Origin of the sequence: Marinitoga sp. 1137, assembly GCF_001941525.1 — a bacterium.
Lineage (GTDB): Bacteria > Thermotogota > Thermotogae > Petrotogales > Petrotogaceae > Marinitoga > Marinitoga piezophila.
The window spans coordinates 787,902-804,471 of sequence record NZ_CP009471.1 but is presented as its reverse complement, the minus strand read 5'-3'; the positions used below and the strand labels follow the sequence as shown (position 1 = coordinate 804,471).

At 30.3% G+C, this 16,570-nt stretch carries 17 protein-coding genes; all 17 read right to left on the bottom strand.

The genetic code is table 11. The features are described 5' to 3' along the window. Positions 1 to 27: 27 nt before the first annotated feature. The 17 genes from mfd to LN42_RS03925 all read right to left on the bottom strand — a co-directional run bounded on the left by mfd (position 28) and on the right by LN42_RS03925 (position 16,563). Positions 28 to 2,943: a transcription-repair coupling factor gene (gene mfd / locus LN42_RS04005; RefSeq protein WP_014296237.1), complete on the bottom strand. Its 2,916-nt coding sequence runs from the start codon at positions 2,941 to 2,943 to the stop codon at positions 28 to 30. 35 nt (positions 2,944 to 2,978) lie between these two features. Beyond that, positions 2,979 to 3,299, bottom strand: coding sequence for a hypothetical protein (locus LN42_RS04000; RefSeq protein WP_014296236.1), 321 nt, complete (start codon positions 3,297 to 3,299; stop codon positions 2,979 to 2,981). A gap of 1 nt (position 3,300) precedes the next feature. Then, on the bottom strand, positions 3,301 to 3,987 hold the full coding sequence (locus LN42_RS03995) for a FliA/WhiG family RNA polymerase sigma factor (protein ID WP_014296235.1): 687 nt from the start codon (positions 3,985 to 3,987) through the stop codon (positions 3,301 to 3,303). Positions 3,988 to 4,140: 153 nt separating this feature from the next. Then, positions 4,141 to 4,614, bottom strand: coding sequence for a chemoreceptor glutamine deamidase/glutamate methylesterase CheD (cheD, locus tag LN42_RS03990; RefSeq protein ID WP_014296234.1), 474 nt, complete (start codon positions 4,612 to 4,614; stop codon positions 4,141 to 4,143). A 4-nt stretch (positions 4,615 to 4,618) separates the two neighbouring features. After that, positions 4,619 to 5,245, bottom strand: a complete 627-nt coding sequence (locus LN42_RS03985) for a chemotaxis protein CheC (RefSeq protein ID WP_014296233.1) — start codon at positions 5,243 to 5,245, stop codon at positions 4,619 to 4,621. Further along, complete coding sequence (locus LN42_RS03980; RefSeq protein ID WP_014296232.1) at positions 5,242 to 5,901, bottom strand: hypothetical protein; 660 nt, start codon at positions 5,899 to 5,901, stop codon at positions 5,242 to 5,244. The genes LN42_RS03985 and LN42_RS03980 overlap by 4 nt, the downstream gene beginning before the upstream one ends. A 5-nt stretch (positions 5,902 to 5,906) precedes the next feature. After that, positions 5,907 to 6,773 (bottom strand): P-loop NTPase, encoded by an 867-nt coding sequence (locus LN42_RS03975; RefSeq protein ID WP_014296231.1) that lies wholly within the window; start codon positions 6,771 to 6,773, stop codon positions 5,907 to 5,909. Continuing rightward, positions 6,770 to 8,239, bottom strand: a complete 1,470-nt coding sequence (gene flhF, locus LN42_RS03970) for a flagellar biosynthesis protein FlhF (RefSeq protein ID WP_014296230.1) — start codon at positions 8,237 to 8,239, stop codon at positions 6,770 to 6,772. Before flhF ends, LN42_RS03975 begins: the two co-directional genes overlap by 4 nt. Positions 8,240 to 8,249: 10 nt before the next feature. Further along, positions 8,250 to 10,385 (bottom strand): flagellar biosynthesis protein FlhA, encoded by a 2,136-nt coding sequence (gene flhA, locus LN42_RS03965; protein WP_075780396.1) that lies wholly within the window; start codon positions 10,383 to 10,385, stop codon positions 8,250 to 8,252. A gap of 13 nt (positions 10,386 to 10,398) precedes the next feature. Further along, positions 10,399 to 11,487, bottom strand: a complete 1,089-nt coding sequence (flhB, locus tag LN42_RS03960) for a flagellar biosynthesis protein FlhB (protein ID WP_014296228.1) — start codon at positions 11,485 to 11,487, stop codon at positions 10,399 to 10,401. Next, a complete protein-coding gene (gene fliR / locus LN42_RS03955) occupies positions 11,451 to 12,224 on the bottom strand; it encodes a flagellar biosynthetic protein FliR (RefSeq protein WP_014296227.1) in 774 nt (257 codons plus the stop codon). The genes flhB and fliR overlap by 37 nt, the downstream gene beginning before the upstream one ends. Before the next feature lies 1 nt (position 12,225). Further along, positions 12,226 to 12,492 (bottom strand): flagellar biosynthesis protein FliQ, encoded by a 267-nt coding sequence (gene fliQ, locus LN42_RS03950; protein ID WP_014296226.1) that lies wholly within the window; start codon positions 12,490 to 12,492, stop codon positions 12,226 to 12,228. Between the two features lie 2 nt (positions 12,493 to 12,494). Further along, a complete protein-coding gene (gene fliP / locus LN42_RS03945) occupies positions 12,495 to 13,277 on the bottom strand; it encodes a flagellar type III secretion system pore protein FliP (RefSeq protein ID WP_014296225.1) in 783 nt (260 codons plus the stop codon). Continuing rightward, positions 13,258 to 13,653 (bottom strand): hypothetical protein, encoded by a 396-nt coding sequence (locus LN42_RS03940; protein WP_014296224.1) that lies wholly within the window; start codon positions 13,651 to 13,653, stop codon positions 13,258 to 13,260. Before LN42_RS03940 ends, fliP begins: the two co-directional genes overlap by 20 nt. Next, positions 13,650 to 14,015, bottom strand: coding sequence for a response regulator (locus LN42_RS03935; RefSeq protein ID WP_014296223.1), 366 nt, complete (start codon positions 14,013 to 14,015; stop codon positions 13,650 to 13,652). The genes LN42_RS03940 and LN42_RS03935 overlap by 4 nt, the downstream gene beginning before the upstream one ends. Before the next feature lie 31 nt (positions 14,016 to 14,046). Next, entirely contained in the window at positions 14,047 to 14,475 is a 429-nt protein-coding gene (locus LN42_RS03930) for a chemotaxis protein CheW (RefSeq protein WP_014296222.1), read from the bottom strand. A gap of 12 nt (positions 14,476 to 14,487) precedes the next feature. Continuing rightward, positions 14,488 to 16,563: a chemotaxis protein CheA gene (locus tag LN42_RS03925; protein WP_075780395.1), complete on the bottom strand. Its 2,076-nt coding sequence runs from the start codon at positions 16,561 to 16,563 to the stop codon at positions 14,488 to 14,490. Positions 16,564 to 16,570 lie beyond the last annotated feature (7 nt).

The window sequence follows — 16,570 nt, the reverse complement described above, 5'->3', positions numbered from 1 at the left end:
TCAAAAGACTGGGGGTTTTTGTTTATGTTATTCAAATATTTTAAATAACGATTCTTCTGGATTTTTTGTATATATTACTAATTCTTTTTTGTTTTCAAAATGATTGAAGTGGTGTGAGTATTTTTTGAGTTTTAATATATCTATATCTAAATATTTTGAGTATTTTATTATAGCTGTATTGTCATATATTTCTATTTCTTTTGCGCCTTTTTTATATGCGTTTATTCTTAATATACTATATTTTATTAGATTGTTAAGTTCTTCAGGTATTTTTCCAAATTTATCTTCTATTTCTTCTTTTATTTTTTCAAAGTTTTCTATTTTTGTTTCATTTGCAATTGTTCTGTAGATTCTCATTCTTTCTATTGGGTTTTCTATATAATTTTCTGGAATTGTAATGGGCATGGTTATCCCTTTTATGTCAAGGTCTATTTTTTCTTTGATATTTTCTTTGTTTATTATTTTCTCTTTTGAATATATTTCTATTATGGCTTTATTTAGAATTTCTTTGTACATGTTTAAACCAATGTTGTTTATATGTCCTTTTTGTTCTATTCCAAGTAAATCTCCAAATCCTCTTATTTCTAAATCCTGTAATGCAAGTTTTAAACCGCTTCCAGGACCTACTATTTTTTTTATTGCTTCTAATCTTTTTTCTGTTTCTGGTTTTAATTTGTTTTTGTAAAGGAAATATGCAAATGCACGTTTTGAGGAACGACCTACCCTTCCTCGTAATTGGTATAATTGGGATATTCCGTACCGCTCCGCATCGTCAACTATTAATGTGTTCGCGTTTGGTATGTCTATTCCATTTTCTATTATTGTTGTTGCAATTAATACGTCTATTTCGCCATTATAATACATTTTTATTATTTTTGAAAGATAACGTTTTTGCATTTGACCATGTGCTGATACTACAGAAACTTCGGGAATTAATTCTGATAATTCTTTTTCTACCTCTTCAATATCATTAACTCTATTATGAATATATAATACCTGACCGCCTCTTGATTTTTCCCTTAATATAGCTGTTCTAATTATTTTTTTTGAGTATTTTGATACAAAGGTTTCTACTGGTAATCGTCCAATTGGCGGTGTGGATATTACAGACATATCTCTTAAACCGGAGATTGAGAAGTATAATGTTCTTGGAATTGGGGTTGCACTCATTGTTAATACGTTTATTCCATGAGATAATTCTTTTATTTTTTCTTTTTGGAATACTCCAAATCGTTGTTCTTCATCTATGACAAGTAATCCAAGTTTTTTGAATTTTATATTTTTGTTTAATAGTGCATGAGTACCTATTATTACATCTAATTTTCCGGAGTTTATTTTTTCTGTTATTATGTTTTTTTCTTTTTGAGTTTTGAATCTGTCGATTAATTCTACTGTTATTCCAATTTCATCAAATCTATATTTTACATTATCATAGTATTGTTGAGCAAGTATTGTTGTTGGAACGAGTATTGCTGCCTGATATCCAGAACTTACAGTTCTTACTACAGCTCTTAATGCAACTTCTGTTTTTCCAAATCCAGCATCTCCAGCAATTAGACGGTCCATTGGTTTTGTTGAAGCTAAATCGTTTAATACTTCTTCAATAGCTTTTTCCTGATCTGCTGTTTCTATGTATGGGAATGTTTTTTTGAATTTTTCTTCTATTTCTTCATCACCCTGTAATGATATACCTGTTGTATGTTCTCTTAAAGCATATAGTTTTATTAGTTCTTGGATTTTTGAACGTATATTTTCTTCTACTTTCTTTTTTCGTCTTTCCCATGATGATGAGCCGATTTTATCAAGTTTTACTATGTCTTTATCTCCAACGTATTTTGAAATTTTATCTATTCTTTCTATTGGAAGATATACTTTTGCATTGTTGGCATATTCAAGCATTATTAGTTCTTTTTTTCCGTATTGAGTTTCTATTTTTTTTAATCCTTTATATATACCTATTCCATAGTTTTCATGAACTATTAAATCTCCAATTTCTAAGTCTTCCCATTCTAATAATGGAATTTCTTTACTTTTCTTTTTTGAGGATATTTTTTTTATTATGAAATTTTGTTTATTTATTTCTATGTTTTTATAATTTATTTTTGAGATAAAATTTTCAAGAGAATCTCCAGAATAATTTTTGTACAATTTTTTTAGATTATCAGAATAAATGAATTCAAGGTTTTCTCTTTCTCGGGTAAATGATGAGGATATACTTTCTTTTTCATTTATTATGAATATTTCACTGTTTTTTATGTCTATATAATCTAATAATGTTTCTTTTTTTTCATAATATATTGCTGGTATTGTATCTATTATTTCTAATGTATTATTTGTGTTTGGATATTTTGAAAGTATTTTTTCTGCATTTTCCTGATATTTCATTAATATTTCTGAACCAGGTATAAATGTGAATGAGTTTAATGATTCTATACTTTTTTGAGTGTTTATATCGAAATAATTTATTCTTACAATTTCATCATCAAATAGTTCTATTCTTATTGGATTTTCATATATTGGAATGTACATGTCCAATACAAAACCTTTTTTGGAATATTCGCCATATTCATATACATTCCATTTTTTTTCATAGCCATAATAGAATGGATTTATGTTGAAGGTTGAATCTATGTTAAATGAAAATATATTTTTTTTCAGTATAGAATAAGGTATGGTGTATCTACTTAAAGAATGTAATGTGGTTAATATGATTATATCTTTATTTTTTAATAGATTATATAATGTTTGAATTCTTCTTGATAGGATTTTTTTAGAGGGTTTTATTGATTCAAATGGAAATACATCATAATCTGGATAGATAGATATATTTTTATCAAATAGGAAATTTTCCAGGTTCCATGTTTCTGGAAATATTATGATTTTTGTCTGTTTTTTTGATTTTTTTATTATGTTTAAGAGTTCGTTGTTGTTTATTTTTATCACCCCATATACAAAAAAATTACGGACTTAAAGTCCGTTTAAATTCTAATATCAAGGGTATGACCACGATATTCATCAACTACTATATGATGCTCTTCATTTGAAGAGTTTCCTTTTTTGTTTTTTTCTCTTTTTTGTGATTCCTGATGGAAGTTGTTTTTGTTCTGGTCTTTTATTTCTTTACTTTGAGCATATTCGTTTGCTGTGTTAACCTGTGATTGAGCTTCTTCATTTTTTCTTACCTGTTCTTCAAGATCTGTACTTTTTGCTGCAACCAATGCACTATTTAGATGTTGTATGTTGTTAGAAACATCTACATTTGCAATATAGGATATACCTAAATTGATTGGCTGTGGCATTTTAATCACCACCTAATTTTTTCTTTAATTTTGCGATTATTGCCGAATGAATTTGTGAGACCCTGGATTCAGATATTTCAAGAATTTTTCCAATTTCTTTAAAGGTTAGTTCTTTTTCATAGTATAATGATAGTATTAGTTGTTCTTTTTCGTTTAGACTTAAAATAGCTTTTTTTAGTTCTTGTTTTAACATATCTTTATACGCAAGAATTTCCGGGTCGTTTTCTTCATTATCTGATTCTACATTTAGTTCATTGTTTCCTATTAAGTATGAATCGAGACTTAAAATCTGACTTCTGTGTAATTCCGCTTTTAATTTTTTTACGTCTTTTACAGAGATTTCAAGTTGTTCTGCCAGTTCTTCATCACTAATATAATCGTCTATATTTTGTTCTGCTAAAATTTCTTCGAGTTTTTTTATTTTATGTCTTAAATCTTTTGGAAGCCAATCTATTTTTCTTAGATAGTCTAACATAGCCCCTCTAATTCTTTTTACTGCAAATGAATAGAAGGTTACTCCTTTATTTGGATTGTATTTGTCAAGTGATTGAAGCAGACCAATAATCCCTTCCTGTATTAAATCATCAAGTTCTACGTTTTTGGGAAGGGTTGATAATAGGTTTAATGCTATATATTTTATTTTAGGAAGAAAATTTTTTATTATATCTTCTCTGTTGAGATTTTTCATGATTTATTAATCACTACCTTCACTATGGTGTTGAGTATTATTATGACAGCAGTGCTTATTATTGAGCGTAAAACAGAGGTTATGAAAAAGTTTTTTGAGATAAAAAGGTTTATAAATAGGAATATGAAAAATAAAGAAGTATAAAATATAAGTTCAGTATTTGAAAATTTCAACTTTTTCACCGCCACCTACCTTTTTAACGAGTACTTCTCCAGTTTCAAGGTTAAATTCTATACTTCTTGCTCTGTTTCCGCCTGTGTCTTCTGCAATTATTCTAATGCCATTTTTCTTTAGATGTTCTTTTACAGCTGCAACATTTTTGCTTCCAATGTCCATTGAAGAGCCTTTGAACATTGCAGAACCACCAAATATTTTTGCTGTTAGACTCCCTTTTGCGCCGAGTTTTTTTATATCTTCTAATAATAGTGGGATACCTAAGTCAGCATATTTTCCAGGTTTAGGTGCATTTGGAGAATTTGATTGAGGTAGCATAACATGAATTAATCCACCAACTTTTGTGGTTTTATCCCAGATACAAACCCCCACACATGAACCTAATCCTAAAGTTACAAGAACATCAGGTGTTTTTGAGGCTTTATATTCTCCAATTCCGATTATTTTTTTCATATGATTAACCTCCATAGAAAATCTTTTTTACGAATTCAAACAATTTGTTTCTGTTTTCTTCATTCATTAAGAATACGATTTTTCCTTTAATAATATTTTCCCAATCTTCAACCTGTATTTCTGTTTCTGTAAGTATAACTTCATCTTCAAATGTAATACTCATTACTATTGATTCTGCAATGAGAGCAGCAAATGTGTCAACTGCAACCTGTGGAGGGGTAACCTGAAGATTAAGTTGTAAAAATTGTGATATAGCACTGGTATATGAACCAAACATAATATTTCCCAATTCACCAATCATTGAGGTGGATAATTCGTCGAGATCCGTAATATCAGGAATTTCCATTCCAACACTTTCTTTTATAAGACGTTTTACAGAGTCTTTTTCAATTAAAAATACCAGTGATGAGTTTAATTCACCCTCCATTTTTACATATGAACATGCATAGATCTCGTCTGGATCTTCCATGTTTAAGAATATGTCCGATAATTTTATAACTTCAAGATTAGGGACCGATATATCAACCTTTTTATTTAACATCATTGAGAGTGAACTAACGGCATTTCCCATTCCAATATTTGTAATTTCTCTAAAAGCAGACATAAAAAATTCTAAGTTTTCTTCATTCATTGTTCAGCACCTCCGCTATTTTCCTCTTCTTCTATTTCTTTATTATGAAATACATTTTCTCCTATAATTTGATTTAAATATTGACCAAATAGTCCTGTAGGATCCTGCATAATTTTTATTTCAAAGATAAATTTACTTAGATTAAAGAATTCCTGTCTTATTTTTATTATTGTTCCGTGAAAGGTTATATTGAAATCAGGTATGGATAATTTAACGCTTACGTTTTTTTGAATTTCGTATATGTATTCATTTAAGGTTACTATGCCCAAAAACATTTCATTAAAATCCCATATTACGCCGTTGTATTTGTCTTCTATTAGTATTGGTATTGAAACATAATGTCTTTCCATTGAACGCTTGGTTTTTATTCTAAAATTACTTTTTAGATTTAGAATAATAAGGTTTTCAGTTTCACTAAAATCTCGTATGTCACTTATTTGAAAATCCGCCTGATAGTATGCCCCTTCAAATAATGATTCGAGCATTACTTCATCTCCGAGTTTCATATCTTCAAATTTCGGAGAAATAAGTGTTATTTCCTTTCCCTTGAAGGATTTTATTTTTGCTTTTAGGATGTTGTCTTTATGAAAGATTCTTATACCATTTCCCGGAAAAAAAACAAGGAATATTCTTTTTATAAAGTTTTTTTTATTCATTTTTTTCACCTGTTGTAAAATCCAAATAGTAACAATAATTTTTTTAATAGATTATCATTACTTTTAGAGGGTTCAGTATCACTCATGTTTTCAAGTTTTTCAGCTATTGAGAATAGATCATTTGCAACGTTTGAGGAAGGTTTAAAACTTGAAATTGGTACCTGTGATTTTACACTGTCGTGAACTACATGATCGAAATTTATATAAAATACATTTCTTATGTCAGTATATAAATATTCTTTTATGGTTTTTCTTAGAACCTGTTCTGCTGTATTTGCTTCAGATTTTTTTCTGATCATGTTTATTACCACATCAATTATACCATCTACTTCTAAAAGAGATAAAGCTTTTATAACTGTATATGCGTTTACAATTGCAGTTGGTTCAGGGGTTGTAACTAATAGTATATTGTCTGCAGCTATGTAAAATGGTTTTAAGTTTTCATTATAACCAGCACTTACATCAATTATAACATAATCATGTTCTTTTGCAATTTGAAAAAATTCTTCTATGGCTTTTCTGGTAAAATTTTTCTGGAATGAAAGCCAGTCTTTTATGTCCATACCTGTGCTTAATAGTTTAATGCCATAGGGAGTTTTTATTATACATTCTTCAAGGGTTAATTTTTTGTCAAAGTAGTCTTTTATACTAACAGCTGGAGTAACTCCTAAAAGTATGGATGCATTTGCAAAGCCAGCATCTGTATCAAATATTAAAACTTTTTTGTTTAGTTTGGCAAGATTTACTGCGGTATTAACAGCAACTATTGATTTTCCAACTCCACCTTTTCCACCGGTTACAAGAACTATTTTTGTTTTGTTTTTGGAAAAGGTTTTTCTTAAGTTTTCTGCCTGATCTTTTATTACGCTCATGATATCAACTCCTCGTAGAAGAGGGAGAATATTTTATTTACGTTTGGAATTTCAATATCATTTGGAACTGTTTGACCTGTTGTAATATATATTAAAGGTAATTTTGATGCGTTTAATATAGAGGGTATTTGCCCATATGAAGATGTTTCATCTAATTTTGAAATAATAAGATGAGTTGGATTGCATACAGAGAATTTATTGTATACGTCAATCATATCTTTTAATCGCATGTTAGCAGAGATTACAAGGAATATGTATTGCGGTTTTATTGAGTCTATATACATTTTTAATTCGCCAATTTGCATGTCATCTTTATGGCTTCTTCCAGCAGTATCAATTAATATTAAATTATTGTTTTTAAGGGTTTCTACAGTAGCTTTTAATTCAGTTGGTGTATAACATACAGAAGCAGGGATATCCATTATTTCTGCGTATGTTTTTAGTTGTTCTGTTGCAGCGATTCTATATAGGTCTATAGTGGCAATTGCAACACTTTTATTGCTGTGCAATTTATTTAAAGCAGCAATTTTAGCTAAAGTAGTGGTTTTCCCCACTCCTGTTGGTCCAATGAACATTATTGTGCCAGTGAGATCTGGAATATCTAAATTGAAATTGTTTTTAAATATATTGAAAAGTTGATTTTTAAATTTTTGATTGAATTTCCAGTTGTCTTTGTTTAAATCATTTGGGATGTTATTAATTATGTCTTCTATTAAGTCATCAGATAGATCCTGATGTTTTAAGGTTTCAACCAATTCGGAAATCAAAGGATTTGCACCATTTAAGATAACTCGTTTTGAGAGTTTTTCAATTAATGTTTTTATTTCATCTAATTCATTTTTTGTTGAACCAGAAGAAGTGGTTTTGGAATGAGATATGTGTTGTTTCCTGTTTTGCTGTAATGGATTTTGATTAAGATTGCGTTGATTTAATTGAGGGTTAGGAATGTTTGAATAGGTTATTTTTTTATAGTTTAAAGGTTCAAATGGTTCTTCATGTTCCATTCCTTTTTGTGAATAAAATCTATCGGCATCTTCATCTATAAGTCTTGATACTTCTCTTTGTTCTTCTATTAATTTTAATATTTCATTTTGCGCTGATTTAACAAATTTGTCTTTTCCAGGAGTTAATATTTCATCAATTGAGTCCATTTTTTTCATTTTGTTTATACGCTGTTCTAATCGTTTATTTCTTTCTACCAGTTCATTTATTTCTTTTACTTTTCCTTTTGTATTTCCACCAATTCCTGGTAGATCAGGTTTTTTCATGGTTTTTATTATATTTTGTGGTTCATCTTCATCGTCGAGAACAGCGGTTACTTCTAAATATTTTTTTCCTCCTATTCCCAGAAATCCGCCTTTACTAATTCTTTTTGTGTCAAGTATATAAGCATTATCGCCAAGTTCCTGGCGTATTTTTTCCATAGCTTCTGTAATTGTTGACACTACATATTTTTTTACTTTCATTTAACCACCTCTACGCTGTTATATTACCATCAGCGGAAATAGGAATTTCCTGGATGATTTCGTTATATGATATAACGCTAACATTTGGTATATTAGGCAAAAGCCATCGCGCAAAATAGAATCTTAAAGGAGAACTACATAATATTACAGGATTATATCCCTGCATAATCTGTGATTCTAATTGCTGACTTATATTGTTTAATAAATTATTTGACATTTGTGGAGATAGAGCCAATGTATAGTTTCCACCATATTCAATTGTATAATTGTTTAGATTGTTTTCAAGGTTTTTATCGAGAACTAATACGTGTAAAACACCATCTCCAGATTTTAAGTTTTCACAAATCTGTCTTCCTAATGCACTTCTTACACCTTCAACTAAAGAGACTAAATCTTTTATTTCATTGTTTCCAAGTTCTGTAAGTTTTTCAAATATAATAGGAAGATTTCTTATTGAAATTCTTTCATATAGTAATTCTTTTAATACATTTCTAATTTCAAATGTTTTAAATACAAGAGGTGTAAGCTCTTCAACAAGAGAAGGTTCTTTTATTCTTAGACCTTCAATGAGCATTTCTGTTTCTTTGTTTCCAAGAATTTCGTGTGCATATTTCTTGATTATTTCTGATAAATGAGTTGCAAATACACTTGGTGAATCAACAACGGTATAACCTGCATTAACAGCATCTTCTTTTTGTTCTTCATCTATCCAGTAAGCATCGAGATTAAATGATGGTTCTTTAGTATGAATTCCTGCTATTTCTTCAGTGGCCATACCAGAATTTATCGCTAAAAGCTTGTCAGGGAATAATTCAAACCTTCCTACTTCAACGCCTTTTAGTTTTATTACATATTCATTTGCACTTAATAATACACTATCTCTAACCCTAATAGGGCTTATTACAATACCAAGTTCGTAAGCGATTTGTTTTCTCACCATTGTTATTCTTTCTAATAGATCTCCACCCTGAGATGGATCGGCCAAAGGTATTAATCCATATCCAATATCTATTTCAAGCACGTCGCTTTGTATTATTTCGGACACTTCTTCTGGTGAAGTTAAAGGTGGTCCTGATGGTTTTGGGCCACCACCGCTACCGCCAGATGTTCCACCACCCGGTTCTCCGCCAGAAGGTGTAGCACCACTGCTTTCAAATGTTTCTCCAGATGGACCACCAGCGGTAACCGGTTGTTTGATATAGCCTTTGGTTGTTAAATAAGCAAGTAATAAAATACCTCCGCCAAGTATTAATGAAGGCGCAACAGGTAAAGGTGTTGCAATTCCTAATAACAGAATAACTCCACCGGTTAAATATAATACGCGTTTTTCTGAAGACAATTCTCTCATTAAATCTTTTCCAAGATTTTCTTTTGAAGCCGCTCTTGAAACTACTATACCTGTTGCTGTAGAGATTAATAAAGCAGGAATTTGTGCAACGAGTCCGTCACCTACGGTGAATAAGGTATATAATTGTGCGGCTTCTCCCATGCTCAATCCCTGTTGTAAAACACCTATTGTTAAACCACCGAGGATATTTATTATGGTTATAATAATGCCAGCTACTGCATCACCTCTAACGAATTTTGAAGCACCATCCATTGCACCGTAGAAATCTGCTTCACGTCTTATATCTTCCCTTTTTTGCTTTGCTTCTTCTTCGGTAATGATTCCAGCGCTTAAATCAGCATCTATACTCATTTGTTTACCAGGCATAGCATCAAGTGTAAATCTTGCTGCTACTTCTGCAATTCTTTCTGCACCACGTGTAATAACAACAAATTGAATTACTACGAGTATAAGGAATATAACAATACCAACAACATAATTACCTCCAACAACAAAATCACCAAAAGCTCTTATAACTTTACCTTCGAAATTTTTTCCTTGAAGAAGAATTAATCTTGTTGAGGTAACATTTAGAGATAATCTGAATAATGTTGTTATAAGCAATAAAGTTGGAAAAGCAGATATTTCAAGAGGATTTTTAATGTACATTGTAACTAATAACAGGATAATGGCTAAGGTGATATTAGCCATTTGCAAAAAGTCCAGCATAAATGCTGGTATAGGAATAACCATTAATATAACAATTCCAACTATTAATAATGGAACAGCTAAATCTATATTTTTAAGGAAATTACCCAATTTATTTCACCTTCTAAACATTTTTTAGAACAGCAGTTAGTATTTTTGCTACAATTGCGTACATTTCTTCAGGGATTTCATCACCTATCTCCACAGTTGCATATAATTGTCTTGCTACAGGAGGATTCCTGATAATAGGTACTTTACTTTTTATAGCTATATCTTTTATTCTAAACGCAATTTCATCAACACCTTTTGCAACTACAACTGGAGCTGAATGAGTTTCTTCATCATATTTTAATGCAACTGCGTAATGAGTAGGATTTGTAACAACTACAGTGGCTTTTGGAACTTCTTTCATCATGTTTTCGTTGATAATCTGTCTTAACATTCTCATACGCTGTCCTTTGATTAAAGGATCACCTTCGACGTCTTTCATTTCTTCTTTTACTTCCTGTTTTGTCATTCTTAAATTTTTTATGTAATCTCTTTTTTGGTACCAGTAGTCAAATCCACCAAGTATTAACATTAGAAATCCCAGTTTAAAAAATACTTCAAGTATAATGGAAACCAGTGTATTTAATGCAGTGGTTGTATCTGAAAAAGGTAATCCTATTAATACATTCCATTTACTTTTAATAATGCTATAGGAAACGTAAGCAACTAATGAGATCTTTACTATAGACTTTAAAAGTTCAAATAAAGTTTTCATTGAGAAAATACGTTTAAAACCGCTAATAGGGTTTAATTTGTTAATATCGAATTTTAAAGCACCAGGTGCAATTAAAAATTTTGTCTGCAACATACCGAGTATCAAACTTGTTAATGCAGCAGAAAAAAGGAATGTGGAAACTTTGAAAAATAGATCTTTTTGTTGAAGTATTAATGTAAGTAAAGCATTTTCATCCAAAAATGATGTATCAAGAGTTAAATATCTTTGAAAAGCTGCTTTTAGTCCAATATATAGTGATTTCGACATTACAAAAAATACGCTTGCCACAGCTAAAAATGAAAAAGCAGTAAGCAATTCCCTCGAAACAGGGACGTTCCCTTCTTTTCGAGCTTCCTGTAATCGCCTTGGTGTAGGCTCTTCTGTTTTACTTGGATCAGCGAATAATTGAAGATTTATTTCAAAATCATATTCATTAAGGAGTTTATCCATTTTACTATCTCCACCATGTTATTATTGAATATTTCAACCCATACGTCTATTATTGTTATTAATAGAATTGTTCCTACAATTATATTTAAAGGAATTCCAACTATAAATACATTTACCTGTGGAATCATTCTTGAAACTATTCCAAGACTTAAATTTACAAATAACATAAATGCACTCATTGGAATTGATAGTTGTAATCCAATTTCAAAAACTTTTCCAAACATGGATATTATTTCAGGGAAAAAATGTGTATTTATAGAAAAAACTAAAGGGATATTTGAAAAGGAATTTATTATTGTCTGGAATAATACAATATGCATTTTAAATGATAAGAAGGCAAATATTCCAATTAAAAAAGATAATTGCCCTATAATAGGAGATTCTTCTCCACTTATTGGATCAAATATACCAGCCATTGCAAATCCCATTTGAAATGCAAAGAATTGACCGGCGAATTGCAAAGCCGCAATGGGAATATATGAAATTAATCCTATTAATATTCCCAGTAACATATTGATTAATAATATTGTTATTAGATAGAATACAGGTAAATCTGTAATTGTTTCATTTACTAAAGGTAATGTAATCCAGGATAGAAATAAAGCTGAGAAAACCTTTAACTTTGCTGGTATAGTTCTTGATCCTATAACTGGAGCCGAAATTGTCATTCCGGCAATTCTAAAAAATATTATAGCCCATACCCAGAAACGGGTTTCTAAAAAGGTTACCACATCCATTTTAAATCATCCCAAAGTATGTTGTTAATATTCTAAATGTAAAATCCATGATTTTTTGAGCGATCCATCCAAATAAGAGGCCAACAACTAAGAAAGTAATAATAATTTTAGGAGCAAATGTCAGAGTTTGCTCATTTATAGAGGTTATTGTTTGAAATATACTTATAATTAACCCTACAGCAAGACTAACCAATAATATTGGAGTTATAACTGTTAAAAAAACAGATATACCATCTCTGAAAATGTCAATAAAAACTTCTATAGTCAAGATTATAGACCTCCTGATGTCTGGAAGCTTCTTATTAATCCGCCAATTAATAAGTCCCATCCATTTACAAGTATAAATAGTAATAGTTTAAATGGCATTGATATCATTATTGGAGGTATCATCATCATACCCATGGATAAAAGAATACTTGCAACTACCATATCAACTATTATGAAAGGTATATAAATTAAAACCCCCATTTTAAAGGAGATTTCCAATTCACTTAAAGTAAATGCGGGGATTAATATTTCAGGTGGTGTATCGTTTATATTTTCAACTTTTTTATTTACGCTTGAAGCTAACATAAATATGTTATCCTGATTATGGTGAGCAACTATTTCATTGATCATAAATTTTTTTACTGGTTCCCAGGTTTTTTCAAAAAATTCTGTATATGAAATTTTTTCTTCGGTATATGGAATAACAGCATTTTGATATATGTCATTAAACACAGGTGTCATTATTAAAAATGTAAGTATTAAAGAGATCCCTATTAATACCTGATTTGGTGGTGCCTGACGACTTCCCATGGCTGTTCGTAAAAATGAGAGCACTATTACAATTCTCATAAATGATGTAAACATCATTATTAAAGATGGAGCAAGAGTTAATATTGATAATAATAACAAAATTTCCAGTGTTGGAATTAATGTGTCAGGGCCAGGAGTTCCGCCACCAATATCAATATTTATTTCAGGTATAGGAACTGGTTCTTGAGCAATACCTGTTACAAAAATTAGTAAAAATATAGCTATTATGAATTTTTTAGAAAGAAGTTTTCTCATTTTCTTTTTTCTCCCTTTTTAATGCTCCAACAAATGAATCCAGAAAATCTCTTTTTCCTTTTAGTATTTCAGAAAGTTTTTCATAATCTATTTTATCCAGATAAGCTATAGAATTATGATTGGATAATACTAAATAATAATCATCCAACACTTTTATAATATTAAGTGTCATATTATGGTCTATATAAAATTTTTTAACAACCCTAACCTTTGGTGTTGTGATTACCCCTTTGTTAATCAATTTTTTCTGGATGAATATTAATAGGAATATAAATATAACAAAAAAGAATAATAATAAAAAAGCCCAGATTGTCCAGTTGGTAAGATTAGTAGTTGTTGTTGCAGTAGATGAAAAAGTAAGGGGCGTTTTAATCACCCCCTAACAACTTTTTGTATTGCTTCTATAACCCTATTTGCCTGGAATGGTTTAACAATAAAATCCTTTGCACCAGCCTGTATAGCTTCTATAACCATTGCCTGTTGTCCCATAGCACTACATACAATTATTTTTGCAGCAGGGTCCTGTTTTTTTATTTCTTTTATTGCCTGAATTCCATCCATTACAGGCATTGTAATATCCATTGTAACTACGTCAGGTTTTAATTCCATGTATTTGGTTACTGCATCCTGACCATTTGCAGCTTCTCCTACAACTTCCATCCCCGCTTTAGTAACGATGTCTTTTAACAACATTCTCATAAATGCAGCATCATCTACAATTAAAACTTTAATAGCCATTTATAAAGCACCTCCACAATATGTTTAAATTTTATTTTGTTTCCAATGATTCAAATAACTTTTCAAGATTTAAATATACAATAAGTCGATTGTTTATTTTTAAAACACCATTTACTTTCCCAACGAATTTACCGCTTTTTGCAGGTAAAACATCAAGTTCCTCATCATCAAAAGAGATAACATTATTTACTTTGTTTACCAAAATACCAATTTCTTCTTTTTCGTGTTTCATTATTATAATACTATCAAAAACAATATCTTCTGGTACTTCTAAATCTAATATTTTTGTTAAGTCAAATACAGGAACTATACGCCCCCTTAAATTAACCACACCTTCAATAAAGACTCTTGAGTTAGGAACAGGTGTAATTTCTTCTTTTTCTATTACCATTTCAACATAATCTACGTCAATTCCAAATTCCTGATTAACAACTTCAAAAGAAAGTATTTCCTTTTGCATTATATCACCCCATTATTGTTCGTTTAAATTGGTTATATCGAGTATCAAAGCGATTCTACCGTCACCAAGTATAGCGCCACCACTGAATTCTTTTACACTATTAAGATATTTTCCAAGTGATTTTATAACAATGTCATCCTGTCCAAGTAAATTATCAACTACAACACCATATTTTCTATTTGCTGTTTTTACAATAACAATTTTTTCAACAAAATCTTCTTCTTTTGGAGGCATTTTGAATAATTCTCTTAATCTAATAAGAGGAATTATTTCGCCTCTTAATACAAATACTTCGTTACCCTGAACAATTCTTATTTCTCCATCTGTAATTTTTTGTGTTGTATCAATGTTTGCAATTGGAATTGCATATACATAATCGTCAAGTGTAACTAATAATACCTGAATAATAGATAATGTAAGAGGTAATCTTATGGTGATTTTTGTTCCAACATCTTTTTTGGATGATATTGTAACAGAACCATTTAATGATTCTACTACTGTTTTTACAACATCCATTCCAACGCCACGACCTGATAAATCAGTGGCCTGTTTTTTGGTTGAAAATCCTGGAAGGAATATAAATGAGAATACTTCTTCATCGCTCATTGTTGGTACCATTGCAGGGTCAACAAGTCCTTTTTCAATGGCTTTGTTTGCAATAAGGTCTCTGTCTAAACCTCTACCATCATCTTCAACGCTTATTACAACACCATCGCCTTCATGCCATGCTGAAAGTTTAATAGTTCCAACTTTAGGCTTTCCTTTTTTAATTCTTTCTTCTACAGGTTCTATACCATGGTCTATTGAGTTTCTTATTAAGTGTACTAATGGATCGCCAATTTCATCAACAACTGTTCTATCTAATTCTGTATCTTCACCTTCTATAATTAATTCAACATCTTTTCCTAATTTTTTAGATGTGTCTCTAACAAGTCTTGGGAATCTGTTGAATACAAATGCAATAGGTATCATTCTTATTTTCATAACAATGTTTTGTAAATCAAGGGTGATTCGGCTTAAATTAGCTAAACTTTCATCTACTTCTTTGATTTCGTATTTTCTTAAAGTTTCAGTAATTCTACTTCTTGAAATAACCAATTCAGCCATTAAGTTCATTAATTGGTCAAGTTTTTCTATGTCAACACGTACTGATTGTAATTGAATTTTCTTCTTTTCGTGTGTGGTTGAAGATGTTTTTTGAGCAGAAGAACCTGAATTTTTTGCCTGTTTGCTGTCTTCTTTTTTATCCTCACTTTTTACCTGTTTTTCAAAATCGGAGTCTTCAAATTCATTTACGGCAACGCTGGCAATTTCAGAGATTTGCATTATGCTTTCTCTTATTTCGTCAGCTGTTTTATTTACAATAATTCCAAGTTGAATTTCAAGATCGAATTTTTCATCTTCAATATCCTGAGATGAAGGATGTGTATAGACAACTTCTCCACCAAGATCATCAATTTTATGCAATACCATAAATGCTCTTGCTGATTTTAACTGAACATCTTTATCAAATACAACAGTAATGAGATAGAATTTTAAACCTTTTTCTTTAGCATTTTCATATAGATGTTTAAGTGATTCTCTTGTAATATCATCTAAATGAGATAATTTTGATTCTGAATCTTCAGAATCCTCAGAAGTGGAAGTTGTTTCACTAACTTCTTCTGATTTTGTTTCAGAGCTTTCTCCACCACCAATTTCTGCTTTTTCTGCATATTCTGTTAATGCATTTATAAGTTCGTCAAGAGAAGAGAGATCACCTTTACCGCCATTTGATATGTCGGCAATACTTTCTGTTAATGCATCTAATGTTTTAAATAGTAAATCAATTAAATCTTCAGATACTTTTGTTTTTCCTTTTCTTATTTCGTCAAGAAGGTTTTCCATTTTATGAGAAACCTTTGCAATCTTATCAAAGCCCATAGTTCCAGCCATACCTTTAAAGGTATGCATAACTCTAAAGATTTCATTGATTTTTTCCATATCTTCAGGGTTGTTTTCTAAGTCTAACAATTCGTCATTAAGACGTTGTAAGTTTTCATTCGCTTCATCAATAAATACGCTTAAATAAACGTCCATATCTCCCATAATAAAA